Source organism: Jannaschia pagri, assembly GCF_019655435.1.
Lineage (GTDB): Bacteria > Pseudomonadota > Alphaproteobacteria > Rhodobacterales > Rhodobacteraceae > Jannaschia > Jannaschia pagri.
In genome coordinates this window covers 122751-141075 of the sequence record NZ_BPFH01000002.1, presented here as the reverse complement: position 1 = coordinate 141075, position 18325 = coordinate 122751, and the positions used below count along the sequence as shown (strand labels likewise).

The 18325-nt window shown below is 63.9% G+C and carries 23 protein-coding genes and 1 tRNA gene; 6 read left to right on the top strand and 18 right to left on the bottom strand.

Going from position 1 to position 18325, the window contains the following annotated elements; all coding sequences use genetic code 11:
• Positions 1–670 precede the first annotated feature (670 nt).
• The 10 genes from K5R33_RS05540 to phnC all read right to left on the bottom strand — a co-directional run bounded on the left by K5R33_RS05540 (position 671) and on the right by phnC (position 9139).
• A complete protein-coding gene (locus K5R33_RS05540; protein WP_220748020.1) occupies positions 671–1528 on the bottom strand; it encodes an alpha-D-ribose 1-methylphosphonate 5-phosphate C-P-lyase PhnJ in 858 nt (285 codons plus the stop codon).
• The gene (locus tag K5R33_RS05535; protein ID WP_220748019.1) at positions 1525–2124 is read right to left on the bottom strand and encodes an HAD-IA family hydrolase; all 600 of its coding nucleotides are present in this window, start codon (positions 2122–2124) and stop codon (positions 1525–1527) included. Before K5R33_RS05535 ends, K5R33_RS05540 begins: the two co-directional genes overlap by 4 nt.
• The gene (locus K5R33_RS05530) at positions 2124–3212 is read right to left on the bottom strand and encodes a carbon-phosphorus lyase complex subunit (protein WP_220748018.1); all 1089 of its coding nucleotides are present in this window, start codon (positions 3210–3212) and stop codon (positions 2124–2126) included. The genes K5R33_RS05535 and K5R33_RS05530 overlap by 1 nt, the downstream gene beginning before the upstream one ends.
• Positions 3212–3775, bottom strand: coding sequence for a phosphonate C-P lyase system protein PhnH (gene phnH / locus K5R33_RS05525; protein WP_220748017.1), 564 nt, complete (start codon positions 3773–3775; stop codon positions 3212–3214). The genes K5R33_RS05530 and phnH overlap by 1 nt, the downstream gene beginning before the upstream one ends.
• Positions 3775–4230 (bottom strand): phosphonate C-P lyase system protein PhnG, encoded by a 456-nt coding sequence (phnG, locus tag K5R33_RS05520; RefSeq protein WP_220748016.1) that lies wholly within the window; start codon positions 4228–4230, stop codon positions 3775–3777. The genes phnH and phnG overlap by 1 nt, the downstream gene beginning before the upstream one ends.
• Before the next feature lie 177 nt (positions 4231–4407).
• Positions 4408–5025, bottom strand: a complete 618-nt coding sequence (locus K5R33_RS05515) for an LbetaH domain-containing protein (RefSeq protein ID WP_220748015.1) — start codon at positions 5023–5025, stop codon at positions 4408–4410.
• Complete coding sequence (phnE, locus tag K5R33_RS05510; protein ID WP_220748014.1) at positions 5025–6338, bottom strand: phosphonate ABC transporter, permease protein PhnE; 1314 nt, start codon at positions 6336–6338, stop codon at positions 5025–5027. The genes K5R33_RS05515 and phnE (K5R33_RS05510) overlap by 1 nt, the downstream gene beginning before the upstream one ends.
• A complete protein-coding gene (gene phnE, locus K5R33_RS05505; RefSeq protein ID WP_220748013.1) occupies positions 6335–7210 on the bottom strand; it encodes a phosphonate ABC transporter, permease protein PhnE in 876 nt (291 codons plus the stop codon). The genes phnE (K5R33_RS05510) and phnE (K5R33_RS05505) overlap by 4 nt, the downstream gene beginning before the upstream one ends.
• Positions 7211–7330: 120 nt before the next feature.
• Positions 7331–8248, bottom strand: coding sequence for a phosphonate ABC transporter substrate-binding protein (gene phnD, locus K5R33_RS05500; RefSeq protein ID WP_220748012.1), 918 nt, complete (start codon positions 8246–8248; stop codon positions 7331–7333).
• A 90-nt stretch (positions 8249–8338) separates the two neighbouring features.
• Entirely contained in the window at positions 8339–9139 is an 801-nt protein-coding gene (gene phnC, locus K5R33_RS05495; RefSeq protein WP_220748011.1) for a phosphonate ABC transporter ATP-binding protein, read from the bottom strand.
• A gap of 272 nt (positions 9140–9411) precedes the next feature.
• Here phnC and K5R33_RS05490 point away from each other — a divergent pair, with 272 nt between their 5' ends.
• Entirely contained in the window at positions 9412–9663 is a 252-nt protein-coding gene (locus K5R33_RS05490) for a hypothetical protein (RefSeq protein WP_220748010.1), read from the top strand.
• Positions 9664–9675: 12 nt separating this feature from the next.
• On the opposite strand, the gene K5R33_RS19010 is transcribed toward K5R33_RS05490, so the two are convergent.
• Genes K5R33_RS19010 through K5R33_RS05480 form a run of 3 tightly spaced genes read right to left on the bottom strand, consistent with a single transcriptional unit; the run spans position 9676 to position 11517 of the window.
• Positions 9676–9762 (bottom strand): DUF1826 domain-containing protein, encoded by an 87-nt coding sequence (locus K5R33_RS19010; RefSeq protein WP_255576234.1) that lies wholly within the window; start codon positions 9760–9762, stop codon positions 9676–9678.
• Complete coding sequence (locus K5R33_RS05485) at positions 9740–10309, bottom strand: DUF1826 domain-containing protein (protein ID WP_255576150.1); 570 nt, start codon at positions 10307–10309, stop codon at positions 9740–9742. The genes K5R33_RS19010 and K5R33_RS05485 overlap by 23 nt, the downstream gene beginning before the upstream one ends.
• Positions 10306–11517: a GTP-binding protein gene (locus K5R33_RS05480; RefSeq protein WP_220748009.1), complete on the bottom strand. Its 1212-nt coding sequence runs from the start codon at positions 11515–11517 to the stop codon at positions 10306–10308. The genes K5R33_RS05485 and K5R33_RS05480 overlap by 4 nt, the downstream gene beginning before the upstream one ends.
• 104 nt (positions 11518–11621) lie before the next feature.
• On the opposite strand from K5R33_RS05480, the gene K5R33_RS05475 reads away from it, so the two are divergent.
• Positions 11622–12056, top strand: coding sequence for an RrF2 family transcriptional regulator (locus tag K5R33_RS05475; RefSeq protein WP_220748008.1), 435 nt, complete (start codon positions 11622–11624; stop codon positions 12054–12056).
• Between the two features lie 153 nt (positions 12057–12209).
• Here K5R33_RS05475 and K5R33_RS05470 read toward each other — a convergent pair.
• Positions 12210–12293, bottom strand: a tRNA-Tyr gene (locus tag K5R33_RS05470).
• 109 nt (positions 12294–12402) lie between these two features.
• Between K5R33_RS05470 and rlmB the strand changes: the two genes are divergently transcribed.
• From rlmB to K5R33_RS05455, 3 genes are all read left to right on the top strand, one after another.
• Positions 12403–13191 carry a 23S rRNA (guanosine(2251)-2'-O)-methyltransferase RlmB gene (gene rlmB / locus K5R33_RS05465; protein ID WP_220748007.1) on the top strand — a complete coding sequence of 263 codons (789 nt, stop codon included), beginning with the start codon at positions 12403–12405 and terminating at the stop codon, positions 13189–13191.
• Positions 13184–13471, top strand: a complete 288-nt coding sequence (locus tag K5R33_RS05460) for a hypothetical protein (protein WP_220748006.1) — start codon at positions 13184–13186, stop codon at positions 13469–13471. The genes rlmB and K5R33_RS05460 overlap by 8 nt, the downstream gene beginning before the upstream one ends.
• 340 nt (positions 13472–13811) lie before the next feature.
• On the top strand, positions 13812–14285 hold the full coding sequence (locus K5R33_RS05455) for a CoA-binding protein (protein WP_220748005.1): 474 nt from the start codon (positions 13812–13814) through the stop codon (positions 14283–14285).
• 189 nt (positions 14286–14474) lie between these two features.
• Here K5R33_RS05455 and K5R33_RS05450 read toward each other — a convergent pair whose 3' ends face one another.
• Together K5R33_RS05450 and hisF are read right to left on the bottom strand one after the other, a co-directional pair.
• Positions 14475–14792 (bottom strand): phosphoribosyl-ATP diphosphatase, encoded by a 318-nt coding sequence (locus tag K5R33_RS05450; RefSeq protein WP_220748004.1) that lies wholly within the window; start codon positions 14790–14792, stop codon positions 14475–14477.
• A 2-nt stretch (positions 14793–14794) separates the two neighbouring features.
• Positions 14795–15556 (bottom strand): imidazole glycerol phosphate synthase subunit HisF, encoded by a 762-nt coding sequence (gene hisF, locus K5R33_RS05445; RefSeq protein WP_220748003.1) that lies wholly within the window; start codon positions 15554–15556, stop codon positions 14795–14797.
• 896 nt (positions 15557–16452) lie between these two features.
• Between hisF and K5R33_RS05440 the strand changes: the two genes are divergently transcribed.
• Positions 16453–16893, top strand: a complete 441-nt coding sequence (locus K5R33_RS05440; protein ID WP_220748002.1) for a DUF302 domain-containing protein — start codon at positions 16453–16455, stop codon at positions 16891–16893.
• Between the two features lie 373 nt (positions 16894–17266).
• Here K5R33_RS05440 and K5R33_RS05435 read toward each other — a convergent pair whose 3' ends face one another.
• Together K5R33_RS05435 and hisA are read right to left on the bottom strand one after the other, a co-directional pair.
• On the bottom strand, positions 17267–17509 hold the full coding sequence (locus K5R33_RS05435) for a hypothetical protein (protein WP_220748001.1): 243 nt from the start codon (positions 17507–17509) through the stop codon (positions 17267–17269).
• Between the two features lie 17 nt (positions 17510–17526).
• Positions 17527–18246: a 1-(5-phosphoribosyl)-5-[(5-phosphoribosylamino)methylideneamino]imidazole-4-carboxamide isomerase gene (gene hisA, locus K5R33_RS05430; RefSeq protein ID WP_220748000.1), complete on the bottom strand. Its 720-nt coding sequence runs from the start codon at positions 18244–18246 to the stop codon at positions 17527–17529.
• Between the last annotated feature and the right edge of the window lie 79 nt (positions 18247–18325).

Genomic DNA, 18325 nt, shown 5'->3' with positions numbered 1-18325 from the left:
GGTGTCGGGCGTATCGGTTCCGTCACGGCTCCTACGACCACCCGCGAAACTGGTCTCGGGGACGGGCTGCGCCAGGCTGGGCCAAAGCCTGCTTTCAGGGGATGGGCGCTGTCCCAGGGCAAGACCCCGCCGTCCTGGCGCGTTATGCCTTTGCAATCGCCATCTGCGGTCACGCTATCCGGTTCCTGGGGCAGGACACGTGCGCAGCGCCTTGCCGCGACGTGAGTCCTGCTGACGACATACGACCCGGGTGTCAGCCAGCAGGGCAGATCTGATGCCCTGTCCTGTCCATTGTTCAAGCGCGCGTCTCGGTGACGGCTGTCAAACTGCTCCGGGGCCTCGCCCGCCAAGCCCTCAACCATTGCCCGTCCTCCGCCCGTGACCCGTGCGATGCGCTGGCGTTCCTCGGTGAAACCATCCTTCGCCCAGGTGTGGGGGGCTTCAAACCGCGTGGCGCCCTCACGCGATTGGTCTGGGTCATGGGGCGACGGCGCGATATCGGCTTTGGGGGCGATACCCATCGCCCCAAGACCGACCTTCGCCTGGGTGACGTTATATGGAGCGGACCCGTCGGCGACATGCCGCTCCGCAGTGCCATGAGAGGGGATCGACCTGCTTGGGCGTCGGCTCACAGACGCATCGTCAGCGGCGCCGACTGTCACGCTCAGAGTCATGCTGCATCCTGCCCGCGATGGCCTGCCGCTTGCCGTGCCGTACAGAAGTCGGTGTCGGAACAGACGAACATCCGCCCGCCCGCATCATCCACGATCACCTCATCCAGATAGCTGTCCGTCGCCCCGCATAGGCCACAGCACTGGTCCGCCTTGGAGGCTTCGAACGGGTGGTCCTCAAAATCCAGACTGACGACCTGGGTATAGGGGGGCAGGGCATAGATCCGTTGTTCCCGTCCGGCGCCGAACAGTTGGATTGCCGCCATCTCGCCCAGCTTGGGGTTGTCGAACTTCGGGATGGGCGACGGATCCATGACATAGCGGCCCTCAACCCGCACCGGATAGGCATAGGAGGTGGCGATATGGCCATGGCGGCTGATGTCTTCGTAGAGCTTCACATGCATCAACCCGTATTCCTCCAGGCTGTGCATTTTGCGCGTCTCGCTTTCGCGGGGCTCTAGGAAGCGCAGGGGTTCGGGGATGGGAACCTGATACACAAGGATCTGGCCCTCGCGCAGGGGGACTTCTGGGATCCGGTGGCGGGTTTGAATGACAGTGGCCTCATCGGTCGCCGTCGTGGTGGCGACGCCGGCCGTCCGCTCAAAGAAGGACCGGATCGAGACCGCGTTGGTCGTGTCATCCGCGCCCTGGTCGATCACCTTCAAGGTGTCTTCGGGGGTCAGCACCGCGGCAGAGACCTGTACCCCGCCGGTGCCCCAGCCATAGGGCATTGGCATTTCCCGCGAGGCAAAGGGCACCTGATACCCGGGGATTGCCAGACCTTTCAGGATCGCCCGGCGGATCATGCGTTTGGTCTGTTCGTCGAGATACGCGAAGTTATAGGCCTGGTCGGTCATAGCAGCCCCCGCTCAACGAGTGCCGTCTCCAGCGCCTCAGCGCCCGTGAAATGGATGGCATCCAGTCCCGCCGCCCGTGCGCCCAGGCAATTGTGCAGCCCGTCGTCGATGAAGACGCAGCTTTCGGGCCGCACGCCCGCCTCAGTGCAGAACCGGTGAAAGATCTGGACACTTGGTTTAATCATACCCTCCTGACCGGAGACGATTGTCGTGCCGAAGACCTGTCCCAACTCGGGGTGCGCTTTCACCCCCTCGGGCCAGGTTTCGGCGGACCAGTTGGTGATCGCGTGCAGCGCCACGCCTCGGTCGCGCAAACGGTACAGGAGGTCCCAGGTCCCCAGCAGCTTATGGGGGACCGTGCGGGTGAAACGGTCCACATAGCCAGTCAATCGGGCGGCATCTTCGGGGTCCGTGATCAAGGCGGCGGCCTCGGCGAAGGTCGCACCCGCATCACAGGCCAGGTTCAGCTTGTCGAAGCCGATCCGAGCGAGAAACGCCCGTGCCTCTGCCTCCGTCATGTCATCGGACCAGGCGAGATGGGGCTGCCAGTCGACGAGAACCGCACCAATGTCGAAAACAACTGTATCGAGCGCCATTATTCCGCGGCCTCCTGCATGTCACGCGCGCCCGCGTCGCGGCGCAGTTTTCGGACCAATTCAAGTTCCGCCTGAAAATCGACGTAGTGGGGCAGCTTGATGTGCTCCAGAAAGCCCGTCGCCTGAATGTTATCAGCGTGATAGAGCACAAACTCGGTGTCCTGGGCCGGGGCGCCGACGAAATCCTCGCCCAACTCCTCCCACCGTAAGGCACGGTCCACCAGCGCCATGGAAATCGCCTTGCGCTCGGTCTGGCCGAAGACCAGGCCATAGCCTCGGGTAAACTGCGGTGGCTCCGTCTTGGAGCCTTTGAATTGGTTCACCGTCTCGCATTCGGTAACGGTGATCTCCCCAATCTCGACTGCAAAGCCCAGTTCGGGGATGTCCAGCTCCACCGGAACGCTGCCGATCCGCAACTCACCCACGAAGGCGTGGTTGCGCGCATAGCCCCGCTGCGTGGAATAGGCGAGCCCAAGGGTAAACCCCTCGTCTGCGCGTGTGAGCGCCTGCAAGCGCAGGGCGTGGTCGGCGGGCATCTCCAGCGGCTCCCGCGTCAGATCCGGTGGCGGGGTGTCGTCCTGGGGCGCCTCTTCGATGAGCCCCTCGCGGTTCAGGAAGTCCGTGACATGGGGCACATCGTCTGCCTCGGCGGCACGCATGGGGGCCTCCGGCACCTCACCATCGGCGGCCAGCTTAAAATCCAACAGGCGATGGGTGTAGTCGAAGGTCGGACCCAGGATCTGCCCGCCCGGCAGGTCCTTGAACGTCGCAGAGATCCGGCGGTCGCAGGCCATGGCCCCCGTGTCGATGGGAGCGGAGGCGCCAAAGCGGGGCAGGGTGGTGCGATAGGCCCGGATCAGGAAAATCGCTTCGATCAGATCGCCGCGCGCCTGTTTGATCGCCAACGCCGCCAAGTCTGGATCATAGAGCGAGCCTTCGGCCATCACCCGATTGACGGCAAGGGCCAGTTGTTCGCGGATCTGATCCAGGCTCAACTCCTGGACGGAAGGATCACCACGGCGTTCTTCGGCAAGCCACGCATGGGCATTCTCAATCGCCCGCTCGCCCCCTTTGACGGCCACATACATCAGGACACCTCCGTCGAGCGGGGCAAGGCGGCCAGGCGGTCGCCGCTGGTGAAGATGAAGTCGAGCCCTAAGGGAAACAGAGCGTGGTTGGCCTGCAAAGCGCCGACATCTGGCACGGACAGGCTTGCCCGGTCCTTGATGCCCGGGCCCGTTAACGTGGCCCCTTGGGGCTGTAGGTCCGGTGTTTCGACGATCAGCGTCGTGGAGCGGTCGGGGTATTCAGATGACCCGACGGGAAAGGCCGTGAGCGGCCCCAGAGCCTCCCAAGTTCCCACCGCGAACATGCAGGACGACGGGTCGGTCACGGGTGCGCCCGTGTGAAAGGCCAACCAAGCGCGCACCTCGGCGCAATCGCGGGCTCCGGCCAGATGCACCGGCGTGTCCGCGTCGCATAGCGTCAGCAACACTGCGCCAGCCGCCGCCGATAGGGGGGCGGGCGGGGTGCTGCCGGTGACGGTGTGGATGGTTCCCGGCCGCGCCATCGCTTCCATGATGCCGCGAAACGCTTGAGCCGATTGGATGGCTGGGGCGGAGAAGCCGCCAGATAGAACCTGCGCCTGCATCAGTCTTCTCCTCGCACCATCGTAAAGAAATCGACCTTTGTGGCGGCCGCCTTTGCCGCACGCGCCGCTTTCGCGGCCTTCGTTTCCTCCGCCAGCGGCGCGAGAACGGCGCTCTCGACTGTCGCGGCCAGATCCGTCTGCATCAGCGCATCCACCAAGGCAGCGGCTTCGGCATCTGATTTGCGGCGCCCTTGGAGATAGGCGTGCCCGACCGTCCCATCGGCAAGCGTGAGGGCGCAGCGCGTGATGGTCATCTCGCCGAGGTTAAATGGGGCGCCTGTGCCGCCCGCGCGGCCGCGCACCATGGTGCTTCCGATTTCGGGGGCGCGCAGCCACGTGAACGCAGGCCGGTCCACCGCTTGGTCCAGCAGAGCCGCAACCCGGCCGTGGGGCGCCTTGGCCAATTGCCCCATCCAGGCCTTGCGCCGGGCGGTATCTGTGGACGTGTCGGACATCTCGACAACTCTTCCAATTACTATACAACTAGACTTATTATACCCAGATTGGCGCCCAGGAACAGAGGTCGTTTTGTAAACCTTCCATGACGCGGGCCGCTCGGGCGCGGTCGGGTCCTGCCCACCGCCGCTCGTGGATCGACAGAGGCACGGCAAACCGACGGGACGATGGGCGCGTTACCCGCCGTATTTCTCCAGAAACGCCTCGGCCCGCATTGCGCGAAAATCCCGCAAGGCGGCCCGCAGCGCATCATGGGACCAGTCCCACCACGCCAGGGCGATCAGGCGGTCGGCGACCTCCGTCGGTTGGCGCAGCCGCAGAACCTTGGCCGGCGTCCCAGCCACAATGGTGTAGGGGGCTACGTCCTTCGTCACGACGGCCCCCGCCGCCACAACAGCGCCATGTCCAAGGGTCACCTCTGGCTTGACCATTGCCCCCGCGCCGATCCAGGTGTCATGCCCGATTTCCGCAACCCGCGATTGCCGATGGGCAAAGAACGCGGCGTCCCGATCCGCATCGTCCCAGTAATCATCGGACCGATACAGGAAGTGATGACATGCCGCCGTGTCCAAGGGGTGATCGGTGGCGCCGATCCGGGCAAAGGCCGCGATGTTTGAGAACTTCCCGATCCGCGCGTTGGCGATGTCGGCGTAGCGATCGCAATAGCTGTAGTCGTCCAGGCTCGCGTGGGCGACCCGGCTGCCACGCCCGATCTCCACGTAGGCGCCAAAAGTGCTGTCGGTGATATGGCACTCTGGATGAATGAAAGGCGTCTCCGCCGATAGGCGCGCCATCAATCCTTGCGCCCGATCAAACGTCCGCGCAGCCAACCGGACACCCAGTCCATGAACATGACCATCACGATGATCAGCACGATGTAATAGGCGACTTCCTCCCAATCCTTCTGGGTCTGGATTGCTTGCGTCAACATCAGGCCAATACCGCCGCCCGTGATCGCGCCGATGATTGTGGCGGATCGGGTGTTCGATTCCAGAAAGTACAGGATCTGCGCCAGCAAGACCGGGACGAGTTGGGGAATGACACCAAAGCGGTACCGTTGCAGGGGTTTGGCCCCGGTGGAGGACACACCCTCGATCTGTTTTTGGTCTACGTTTTCCAGTGCTTCGGAAAAGATCTTCCCAAATGTGCCGGTGTCCGTGATGAGGATCGCCAGCGCCCCCGTCAGCGGCCCAGGCCCGAAGGCGCGGGCCAGGACGACCGTCCAGATCAGCGCATCGACCCCGCGCACGAAATCGAACACCCGCCGCGTGGCCGCCCGTAGGGCCATAATGGGCGAGAAGCGCCGCGCCGCCAGGAATGCCAGTGGCAGGGCCAGGATCGCCGCGCCCATGGTGCCGAGGAATGCCATCAGGATCGTCTCACCAATGGCCCAGGCCACATCCTTGTGGCGCCACATGCCGTTGTTCCACCAATCGGACACCGCACCGGCCAGGTTCGACCGGGTGGGGTCCAGCTGTGGGCCAAACAAGATCGTCCCGAGGCTCTGGCCGTGGTACGGGCTGTCGAGGGTGAACCAGAACAGCTCCCACCCAGGGAAGTAATTGAAGACCTCGGTCCGCGCGCCGGTCATGGTGATCCGCCCCTCGGGGGTGGTGATCCCGATCCGCCGGTCAGAGGCGGAGATCCAGTCCGGGAGGTCGTCCGGCAAGTTAGAGGTCACCTGACGCCCCTCGGCCTGGACCTCGATCAGAGGGAAGCCGGGGATGACGATTTCGGTGCGGTTGTCGGGCAGGTACCGCACGATGTGGCTGTCGCCGAGGTTAATGGTGATGATCTCGTCACCGCTCACCCAATCGGGTCGCGTGCCGTCCGGGTAGGTGCCCTTGCGTTCCCCCTCAACGGCGTAGGTCACGTCACCGGAGCGGTTGTTGCGTGTCACGTGCACCTTATGGGACCAACTGTCCGAGGCGAGGGTGACCGCATTTGCTAAATTCGCCCGTTGGGCCAGACCCGCCAAGTCGAAGGCGAAGAAAATATACACGAAGTAGACGGCAATCCCCGCCGGGATGGCGAAGCCGAACAGGCGCTTGCGACGGAACAGGCCCTCTACTTGGCGTTTGGCGAGGCTCAGGTCGGCGGCGGTCATTGGCCTTGTCCCTCTGTCAGACGGTTGCGGTAGTGGCTGGACACTTGGTCGAAAAAGACAATCGTCCCGAACAGCAGGATGAAGATCGCCGCCGCCTCATCGAAGCGCCCGGGCCCCCAGGCCATGGCATTGCGCAATTCGTACCCCAAGCCACCGGCGCCCACGAACCCCAGGATGGCCGAAGCGCGGATGTTGATCTCGAACCGCAGCAACCCGTAGCTGACGTAATTGGGCGCCACCTGGGGCAGCACGCCCAGCAGCATCCGTTGGGACCAAGTCGCCCCGGTGGAGGCGAGGCCTTCGACCGGCTTCAAATCTGCGTTTTCAGCCACTTCTGAGAACAGCTTGCCCAAGGCGCCTGCGGTGTGGATCGCGATGGCGATCATTGCTGGCACGGGGCCTCCACCCAAGACGAAGATCAAAACAAGCGCGATCACGATCTCTGGGATGGCGCGCATGATGTCGGACAGGCGACGAAAGACGGGAATGAGGCGCGGCCACTTGGCCAGGCCACGCGTCCCGAGGAGCGACAGGACCAGCCCACCCGCGACCCCGATCAAGGTGGAGACGGCGGCGATGTTGATCGTCTCGACCAAGGCCGGAAAGAACTTCGCGATCAGGCCGGGCAGGTCCGCGCGCTTTTCCCAGGCTTCGGACAGCACATCGGCAGGGTAGTCGCCGATCTGGTCCAGGCCGTCCCAGAAGCCACCCGCGTTCCGCTCATCCGCGATGGTGAAGCCCGACACCATCAAGACCACGAACAGAAGCAGTGTCAGCCCCCCATAGAGCCGCCGCCGCTGCACCTGGGCCATGTAGCTGGACTGGATGCTGGCAACAGAGGTGTTCGGTGCGGAGAGCGCGGTATCTGCCATGGGACCTCACGTGAAAATGGATGCCCCCAAAGGGGCACCCAGTTGGGTGTGGGTGCAGGGCTGCGTCGCTCTTTCATCGTGAAAGGACACGGCGCCCTGCACGGCGCACAATGGCCGGACTTAGCCGCCGATCTTGGCTTTGCGGGCCTCGACGATGGAGATGTAGGTGTCGTGGGTCACCGGCTGGAAGCCCAGCGTTTCCCCGGCCGCCACGCCATAGGCGCAGTCTTCATCACGCTCGTGCAGGCCGTCGACCAACTCGGTCATCGTAGCGCGGACGTCATCGGGCAGGGCCTTGCGCAGGACGATGGGACCTTCGGGGATGACATTGGATTTCCAGATCTGGACCAGGTTGTTCATGTCGATCAGACCCGCGTCCACGGCCTTGCGCAAAGCGCCGGAGTTGTAGCCGTCTTCCCAGTTGCCCTGACCGTCGGCCCAAGTCACACCGGCGTCGATATCGCCGTTGTTGACCGCGACGATTGTCTGCTCGTGACCACCGGTGAATTTGACCTCCCCGAAGTAGTCGCCGCTCTCCATGGTGACGCCGTCTTTGTACTGGGGAATCTCAATCGAGGGGATCAGATAGCCCGAGGTGGAGTTCGGATCACCAAAGCCGAAGTCTTTGCCCGCCATATCGTCGAGCGACGTGATGCCGCTGTCAGCGCGGGCAAACCCGATGGAATGGTAGCCGATGGAGCCGTCGACATTGACCTTGATCAGAACAGGATCGACCGCGTCGGGGTCCTGAAGGTAGGTCGCCGCGTAGGCAGAGGCGCCCAGCCAAGCCATGTCGATGGTCCCGCCCAGCAGGCCTTGGATCACACCGTTGTAATCGGCAGGGGCGAACAGCTTGGTTTCGACGCCCAGGGCCTCGGACGTGTAATCGGCCAAGCACTGGTAGGAGTTCATGCGGTCTTGGGCGTTTTCACCGCCCAGGATCCCGATGCGGAATTCGGTGATGGCATGGCCGTCGGCCAAGGCGCCGGTTGCCAGGACGGTCGAGGCGGCAAGCGCCAAAGCGAAGGTCTTTTTCATCAGTCTCTCCGTTGATGAAGGCCCGACCGCGAAGCGGCCATAACATGGGCTGGGTGGGAGGGGGGCTGCGCGCGGACGCGGCGCAACTGGTCAGGCGGTCAGGGGTTGCCGTTCCAGTGTCTCGATTTCCGTGGAGGTCGCGGCTTCGGAAAAGTCTGTCCCGGCGCCGTAGATGTCGCGGGCGACGCCGGTGGTCAGCTGGCCGGGTGTTCCGTCAAAGACGATGCGCCCGTCACGCATCCCGATCACGCGGTCGCAATAGCGGCGGGCCGTATCCAGGGTATGCAGGTTGGCCACCACCATGCGCCCGTCCTCTTCGTGGATGGTCCGCAGGGATTGCATCACCACCTGGGCGTTCATCGGGTCCAGCGAGGCAATGGGCTCATCCGCCAGGATGATCTTTGGGTCCTGCATCAGCGCCCGTGCGATCGCGACACGCTGCTGCTGACCGCCCGACAAGGCCTCGGCCCGTTTCGGGGCTTGCTCGGCAATGCCCAAGCGATCCAGGATCTCTATCGCCTTATGGATGTCGGACTGGGGGTAGAGGTTGAACAGGGTGGCGAGCGTTGACCGCCTATTCAGGGTGCCATGCAAAACGTTCGAGACCACGTCCATGCGGGGCACAAGGTTAAACTGTTGAAAGATCATCGCACAGCGCGACTGCCAATTGCGGCGCGCGGCGCCGCGGAGGGCAGTGACGTCTTCGCCTTCGAAGGTGATCGTGCCCTCGGTGGCATCGCTCAGCCGGTTGACCATGCGCAACAGCGTCGACTTCCCGGCGCCGGATCGCCCGATGATGCCGATCATGGTCGGACGGTCGACGGAGATATTGGCGGCGTCCACGGCCGTCTTGTCGCCGAACCGCTTTGTGAGCCCGTGGATTTTCAGCATATGACCCCCGTTGTCTGGCGGGGCAGATGCAGGGCCTAGGCGACGTCGGCGTGACAGTTTTGACTCATTTCGTCGACAGGGCAGTGACGGATTCATGACATCCGTTGGGTGCTTCAAGGCGGCTGCGCTCGGGTGAAGTGCGCCGAGGATCAACGTCGTCGCTCAGCCTGGGACCCGTGGCCTGTCATAAAACTGTTACGTTTTCGTCCGGCGCCCGCTACGGTCAGATGATGATGCTTCGACCGATCCTTGCTCTTTCGTTGTGCTCTCTGATGGCCGTCCCCGCAGCCGCCCAGATGTCCGATGTCACCTGCGAAGACAGCGCGCGCCTCGCCCAAAAGCTGACCACCGTTTTGGGGGCGGAGCGACAGGGCAGCGGGTTGCGTGACCCCGACACCATGGTCGAGGTCTGGGTGACCGAACACAATCGCGACTGGGTCATCGTGCAGAGCTTTGCCAATGGCACGTCCTGCATCGTGGCCATGGGCGCCCATTGGGCTGGACCGGGCAAAACACCCGCCTGACGCGCGGTCGTCTCAGCCCTCCGCCAGGTCAAAGACCGGATCCAAAACCAAAACGAGCCGCGTAGCTCCGGTCCCCTCAATCGGGGGAGAGCGGTGCAGCAGACCGGCGCTGGGCGTTTCTGGCCAAAGGGACCCCCCGCAGCAGGATCGGTGCGCCGGTCGGGGCGGAAAAGACGTGGTGCGGGTCTTCGTCTTGCGCCAAGCGTTTGCCGTATTGCGTGCCCTCGCCACGATAGGTGCAGACCAGTCGCGCCGGGATCGCATCCACGTGAAAGCGGCGGCAGGCATTGGTCCTCACCGCTTGGAGCCGAATGCGCAGATAGGGCGCCTGCATCAGATCCGCGAAGATGTGGGCCAGGGCAGCGATGTCATCCACCAGCCGATCCCGGTGAGGTCCGGCGGGCGTCTCGCAAACGTCGCAAAGGCCCGCCACGACCTCTCGGGCACGGTCGGGTGCAGACACGACCCGGCCTTGGGGCAGGTGCGATGGGTCCAAGCCGTCGATCCAGGTCTGAAATGCGGGATCCACGTCCCTGGTCCAGATCGCCGCCGCGCAACTCGGTTGCAAAAAGGCCGCAAGATCCTCGGGCCGTTCCGCCCGGGCCAGCCCCCCGGTCACGGGGGACAGCGTCTCTACGATGGTCATGCGGCGGCCTCGGCTTGTCGCCAGACGGGGAAGGGATCTGGGTAGTCGGGTAGGCTATCGGGCCCACTGGCCGCGAGGGCAGGGACCAAACACCCGTCCAGCCGTGCCTTCAACGCAGGCCAATCGATGCCCGCACCGATGAAGACAAGCTCTTGCCGGCGATCCCCCCAGGGGTCCTGCCAGTGGGCCTGAATGTAGCTGCGGGCGCCGTCGTGGTCGGGCCAACGCTCCCGCGGGACAGAGGCCCACCAGGTGCCCAGGGGCTTCACGCTGGACAAGGCGCCCGCCAGGGAGAACTCGGCCACCCATCCCGGACGGGACGCGATCCAGAAATGCCCCTTAGCGCGGATCACTCCGGGCAGGTCGCCGTTGAGCACCTCCAAAATTCGCTCGGGGATGAAGGGCAGGCGCGCGCGGTAGACGTAGGAGGCGACCCCGTATTCCTCGGTCTCGGGCGTGTGGTCGGCGAACCCATAGAGCTCCTTCGCCCACATCGGGTGTTCGTGGGCTTTCTCGAAGTCGAACAGCCCCGTATCCAGGATAGCCGCACTGTCGACGTCGGAATGATCGGTCTCGATGATCTTGGCGTCTGCGTTCAGGCTGCGAATGATCTTGCGGGCGGCGTCGGTCCGCTCGGGTCCGGCGTCGCTGACCTTGTTCAGGATCACCACATCCGCGAATTCGATCTGATCGGTGAGCAGATGAACCAAGGTCCGCTCGTCTTCCTCTCCCAAGGTCTCGCCCCGGTCGCTCAGGAAGTCGTGGCTGGAGTAATCTTGCAGCAGGTTCACCGCATCCACGACCGTCACCATGGTATCCAGGCGCGATACGTCCGACAGGCTCTGCCCATGCTCGTCCCGGAAATCGAACGTGGCCGCGACTGGCAAAGGCTCGGAAATACCAGTGGATTCAATCAAAAGGTAGTCGAACCGCCCTTGGCTGGCCAGATTGCGCACCTCATCCAGCAGGTCGTCGCGCAATGTGCAGCAGATGCAGCCGTTGGACATTTCGACCAAGGTTTCGTCGGTCCGGCTCAACTCCGTGTCCGCGCGGACGAGGTCGGCGTCGATGTTCACCTCTGACATGTCGTTCACGATGACCGCCACGCGGCGGCCCTCGCGGTTGTTCAGGACACGATTCAAGAGGATGGTCTTTCCTGCGCCCAGGAAACCGGACAGAACCGTAACTGAGAGGCGTGGGTTTGACATCTGCAGCTCCGTTAACCGATAGGACAGTCACGCAACTTACAAAGTTGCGGTTTGAACGCAACACAAAAGGTTACGAATGACCGTATCCAAGACAGGCCCCTGCCATGAAGCGTAATTCACGTCTGGCGCTGGCCCTGCATACTCTGGGCCACATGGCGGCGGACCCGGCACAGATGCAGACCTCGACTCAGATCGCAGAGCACGCGGGCACGAACCCGGTCGTGGTGCGCCGCGTTCTGGGAAAACTGCGGCAGGCGGGGCTTTTGGTGTCCGAGAAGGGGCACGCCGGTGGCTGGCGCTTGGCCCGTCCACCGGAAGAGATTACCTTGGCCGATATCTACTTGGCATTAGAAGAAAATTTGGTGTCGAGCGAACCCGAGGACGACACACCGAGATGCGCCGTGGAAGACGCTGTGCAACGCAAGGTGACCTCGGTTCTACAAGACATCGAGCAGAGCTTGGTGACCCAGCTTCGCGCAACATCCTTGGCCGATGTGCAGGAAACTTCGGAGCAGCATGTGGACTGCCACCACGGGTGATGCGGCCACCTCTGCAGTCTGGCGCGCCGATGCTGCGGCTCGGGACGGCAGGCGGTATTCTGCCCCTGGATTGACCTATACGCGCACGCGAAGACCCCCGTTTGGAGGGGGCGCCTCACGTGAGACACCGCGCGCGTTCACTCTGTCGAGAAATGGTGGGCGACCCTGGAATCGAACCAGGCGTGAGTCGCCTCGAGGGAGTTACAGTCCCCTGCCACACCTTGCGGCCTGTCGCCCACTGGCGGCGGTCCTATCGGCCCCGCAAGGCAGGGTCAAGCACTGTTGTGGCCAGAAATCGCGTGGGTGATAAGCGGATGATCCAAGGGTGATCTAGGGGTGACGTCGGATGGCGCAAAAGCCGAAATGGGTTGTCGAAAAAGAGCAGGCCCGCCGCAGCGCCGCGCGCGAAACGGTCTGGCTGTTCGGCTTGCACGCGGTGAGGGACGCGCTTCAAAACCCCATGCGGGAGCGTCTGCGTCTGGTGCTGACCCGAAACGCCGCCGACCGGCTGGGTGAGGTTGTCCCCGCCAGCGGCATGACGCCGGAGATTGCCGATCCGCGCAGATTTCCCGTGCCCCTGGATCCGGGCAGCGTTCATCAAGGCGCCGCGTTGGAGGTCAAACCCCTGGATTGGGGAAAGTTGGCCGATGTGGCGCAGCCGGGGCAGGGCGCGCCGGTTATTGTCCTGCTCGATCGTGTGACCGACCCCCACAATGTGGGCGCGATTCTGAGGTCGGCGGAGGTCTTTGGCGCACGCGCCGTGGTCGCGCCCTCCCGCCATTCGGCGCCCGAAACCGGTGCCCTGGCCAAGACGGCCAGCGGTGCTTTGGAGCGGCAGCCTTACCTTCGGATTGGCAATCTGGGCGACGGGTTAGAGCGGCTGAAGGACATGGGCTATACGGTCATCGGCTTTGATGGCGAGGCGCCGCAGACGTTGCACACGGCTGCCCTTGAACTGGCCCAGGTGCCCACGGCCATCGTTCTGGGCGCCGAAGGCCCTGGTCTGCGGGAGCGGACGCGGAGTCTGTGTGACCAGATGGTGCGGATCGATCCAGCGGGGGCGTTTGGGTCTCTGAATGTGTCCAACGCGGCGGCTGTGGGGCTCTATGCGTTGACGGAGCCACGGCGTGCCTGACGTCAAGGTGGCCACCTGCTGCTACTGCCAGAGGCGAACAGTGCTGCGGGCGACGGCGCGGGACGGACACGCGCTGGCCTGCGGGTCCTGCGGCGCGCCGCTCACCAAACTCAAGGCCCTGAAGCCAGCGGCGGCGCAAGCTGCAGCGTCCCATGAGCCCGTGCCGCACCCGGTCCCGATGCGCCCTAAGAAAAAGCGCAAGAAGCCGAAGAAGCGCAAAAACCCCTGGCAGAAACTGGTCAAAGACGTTTGGGACGAGATCGAAGATATCTTCGATTGAGGAAGGCGCCGGTGGCATCAGCGCAAAGGGCGGCTAGTCATACGGCGGCGCGTGGCGTGCTGTCGTGCGGGGGGAACCCTGCTATAGTTCTGACAAATTTATGAAAAACGGCCTCTCTGCCGCCGTTGTTTCACTTCCGAGGCCCCGTTGTCCCAGGACCGATCCAAGAAAATCAAAAATAACATCCCCGTGACGGAACCTTTTCCACAGGCATGTGGTTTCCCATGTACCTGTGGAGGGCGGCGGCTGGAACTCCCGCCCTCGGTTCACTGTCCCTCGTTCCATACCTGAGGCCCGCGCCAGTCTTGTCGCGGGCCTTTTTTTGATGTTCGCTCCGGGGATGACGACACAGCCAAGCGATGCTTTCCTGCGCGATGTTTTGACCCGCGCCAAGACCTTTGCCTGCGTCGGCGTCTCCCCCAATCCGATCCGGCCAAGCCATTACGTGGCGCGCTACCTCACCTTGCGTGGATACGGAGTCATACCGGTGAACCCGGGGCATGTGGGCCACGACTTGTTTGGGGCCGAGGTGGTGGCCAGTATCGCAGACGCGCCGCCGCCAGTGCATGTGCTGGATATCTTTCGCCGACCCGAGGCCGTGCCAGAGATCGTTGCCGAAGGGCTCCGAACCCAGCCAAACTTAATCTGTGTTTGGCTCCAGATTGGAATCGTCAGCCCCGAAGCCGAGGCCCTCTGTGCGTCGGCTGGCGTGCCGATTGTTCAGGATAGGTGCCCAAAAATCGAGTATCAGCGCCTTTTTGGCGAGTTGCGACACGGCGGCTTTGCAACGGGTATCATAAGTTCCCGCCTTTAACCGCCAGACCCCATAAATCCCTTTGGCATGTGGACTGCGCTTGGGATTCTCCCTAGGGTTGGTGTGCTGCTGGGGGGCCTGTTTGCAGGTTGGCTTCGCAGTGGCCCGCAAGACGGCGCAATGGTTCCGCACCCGGCGCGTCGTCTTGCACTTGGGTGTACGCCACGTCGACGCCAAAGGCAGCGCGACTTATGGACCTGGGCGGTTTGCCTTTTCGGTCAGGCCCGAGGTCCCGTCGCGCCGGGCCAATTCCGCCATAACCTCGTCCAAAGACACATCGCGCGCGGCCAGCATCACGCAGAAGTGGAACAGCACGTCGGCCCCTTCGGCGATCAAGCTGTCACGGTCGCCACGGACGGCTTCGATAATGGCCTCGATGGCTTCCTCGCCGAACTTCTCGGCGCATTTCTCGGGGCCCTTAGCCAGCAGCTTGGCGGTCCAGCTGCTGGCCGGATCCGCGCCCTTGCGGGCGTCGATAGTGGCGAAGAGGCGATCGATCTGATGCATGGTCATTCCATCCGCATGGGGATGCCGGCGGCGGCCATGTGGGATTTGGCCTCGCCGATGGTGTACGTCCCGAAGTGGAAGATGGAGGCGGCCAGCACGGCAGAGGCGCCGCCCTCGGTCACGCCCTCCACCAGGTGATCCAGCGTGCCGACGCCGCCCGAGGCGATGACGGGGATCGTCACGGCATCGCTGACAGCCCGGGTCAGGGGCAAGTTGAAGCCCGCCTTTGTCCCGTCCCGGTCCATGGAGGTCAGTAGGATTTCTCCGGCGCCTTTCTCCATCGCCCTCCGCGCAAATTCGACGGCGTCGATCCCAGTGGGTTTGCGCCCGCCGTGGGTAAAGATCTCCCACTTGCCGGGGGCGACGGTCTTGGCATCAATGGCGCAGACGATGCATTGGCTTCCGAATTTGTCTGCCGCTCGGGCCAGCACGTCTGGGTCGGCCACGGCTGCGGAGTTGAAGCTGACCTTGTCCGCTCCGGCGAGCAGCAGGTTGCGCACGTCCTCCACCGTCCGAACGCCACCACCGATGGTCAGCGGCATGAAGCAAGCCTCGGCGGTCCGGGTGGCCAAGTCATACATGGTGCCGCGATTTTCGTGGGTTGCGTGGATGTCCAGGAAACACAACTCATCCGCGCCCGCCGCGTCATAGGCGCGGGCACTTTCCACAGGGTCGCCCGCGTCGATCAGATCGACGAAGTTGACGCCCTTCACCACGCGGCCATCGGCCACGTCCAGACAGGGAATGATACGTGTCTTCAACATGGGCGCGGTGTGACCGGTTCCGCGCCGCCTGACAAGGGGCAGGTGTCTGCAAGCAGTCGGCCCGGCGCGGCCCAGTTATCTGCCTCCATGGGGCGCGTGGGTTTGCGCGGCGGTGTGCTACATTTAGGCTCGGCCCCCCGACGCCAAGGGGCGTCCTTGAGGGGGACACTTGTGCGGCGGCGCGACTATCCCAGGGGATCCATACGACTGATCGTCATTTGAGCAGTCGGCAAGTTGGCCGCGCGGTAACGACTGAGCCGTTCCTCTCGGGAAGCGGTGCTGCGTTCGTTCAGTGCACATTCGGCGCGGATCGGCGGCTTGATGCGCCGGACCGCATTCTGATTGGCAGTGGTGCGGATAATGCTTCGCCGATGGAGGGTACAAAATGGGATCGGACTTGGCCTGAGCGGGTGCGCACGCGTTTCTGAGGTCTCAAACGCCACACGCGGCAAGGACGTAACGCTTGCGGTGCGGAGGCTATTATTTGTTGGACGGCAAGGAGCCTAAGCTCGTTCCTACGGGGGCGGTGGGGACTAGCTGTGCGGTTCCAATGGCAAAGACGTCTGTCTGGGGAGGGCGCGGCAATGGCAGTGGAGTATCTAGATCAAAGGGTGATTTCAGGGCGCCGCGGAAAAGGAGGTGAAACCTTCGTCAGAGAATAGGGCCGCGACGCGAACCTCTTTGGCCAAGCGACTGCGGGCCATCTCCAACCAGGGACTAAGCTGTGGCTTTGGCATGGGCTTGGGGCGACCGGCTCCGCCGCCTCCGGAAAGGGCCGTGCCGCGCGCCCGCTGGCCCAATGGGCCAGTGGTTGCCGATGACACGCTCGTGATGTGCGATTGCTCTGGCGGGCGGCTAGCTGCCAAGGCACCATCAATTTCAACCGGAGATCACAGATGATCCGCAGTATTCTAGTCACGTGTTTTGTCGGGCTTACGGCCATGCCCGCCGCCGCCTTTGAGGCTGTGACCTCGCCGCATTCCGTGACCGAGACCATGGACCGTTTGGTGGCCGCGGTGGAGGGTGCTGGCGCTACGGTCTTTGCCCGTGTGGACCATGGGGTTGGTGCGGCCTCCGTCGAGATGGACCTGCCCGACGCGCAGCTTTTGGTGTTTGGAAACCCGCGTATTGGCTCGCCCATCATGCAGGATGATCTGCGGGCTGGTCTGGTCCTGCCGCTGCGCGTCCTGGTCCACGAGGGCGAGGCGGGCACCGTCGTGACTTGGCAGTCGCCGGACGAGATGTTCGCAGGGATGGACGTCGATTTGGACGCCAAAGCGGTTCAGATGATGCAGGGCGCCTTGGGTAAGCTGACCGGGGCTGCGACTTCGGAATAGGGCGGCTCGCGACGACTTGGGGCGGTGCGTCAGTGGGGTGCCGCCCTCCCACAGTGTGGCAGGGGCGGTCAGACCGGGTCGCTCCTTCGCGGTCGTATGAGAGAGAACGGTGTCCCGCCTGCGCTGAGCGCTGATGGATTGAGCGCGCCTTCATTCGGGGCGTCGGCATCAGCGTTATGTTGTCACGGACGCCGGCATTGCGCAGGGTCGCGCAACACCTGTCATGCGAGCCTCAATCGCGAACCGTTGTGGTTGTTTGGCCGCTCTGTTTGACGGCGATGAGCGGTAGTCCAAAGCATCGATTACGGTCCACGCCCATCGTCCCGGGCTATGCTCTGTCCGCAAGAAACGCACTGACCAAGCGCCCCGCCTTTTACCCACGTCTCCACGGCCAGGCGGCCAGCAGAAACGTCGCGCAGGCCCCCATGATCGGCAGGGCTTTGTGCCAGTCTGCCACCTGGACGGCACGGGCGGCAATCACCCCCGGATCACGGGCACACAAGGCCGCCCAGTCCGGCCACCAACGGGGCAGCCACGCAACGCCGCAGGGATGAGACTCAATCAGCCAGGCCAGGCCAAGGCGCAGGGCGCCATAGGTCAGCAAGGCCCCCGCCATGGCCAGCCCCATACGCCTCACGCCCGGCACAGCTCCAAGGCTGCGCCCAGGTCGATCGCCCCGTCATACAGCGCCCGGCCCGAAATAGCCCCCGCGATGGCCCTAGTGGCTTTAAGCCGCGACAGATCCTCCAGCGATGACACCCCGCCCGAGGCGATGACGGGGATCGAGACGGCACGGGCCAGGGCTTCGGTTGCCTCGACGTTGGGGCCGCCCATGGCCCCGTCGCGGTCGATGTCGGTGTAGATGATGGCAGCGACGCCCGCGTCCTCGAACTGTTTTGCCAGATCGGTGGCTGTGACATCCGTCTCTTCGGCCCAACCCTTGGTGGCGACCATCCCTTTGCGCGCATCGATACCCACGGCCACCTGTCCGGGGAAGGTGCGGGCGGCCTCGCGCACCAGATCGGGGGTCTCGACGGCAACCGTCCCGAGGATGACGCGGGACAGCCCTTTGCTAAGCCACCCCTCGATGGTGGCCATGTCGCGGATGCCGCCGCCCAATTGGGCGGGTACGGTCAATGCGCCCAGGATCGCCTCTACCGCTGCGCCATTCACAGGTTGACCCGCGAAGGCGCCATTCAGGTCCACAAGATGCACCCAGTCGCAGCCCGCGTCCTGAAAGGCCCGCGCCTGGGCCGCCGGATCGTCGTTGAAAACGGTGGCAGATGACATTTCACCATGCACAAGCCGCACGGCCTGTCCGTCTTTGAGGTCAATGGCGGGATACAGGATCATAGGTGGCTCCGGGCACGGCGTGGTCGTTTGCCGTGGCTTCTGCCGCATTCGACGGGCGGGGGAAAGGCCGGGGGGCCGC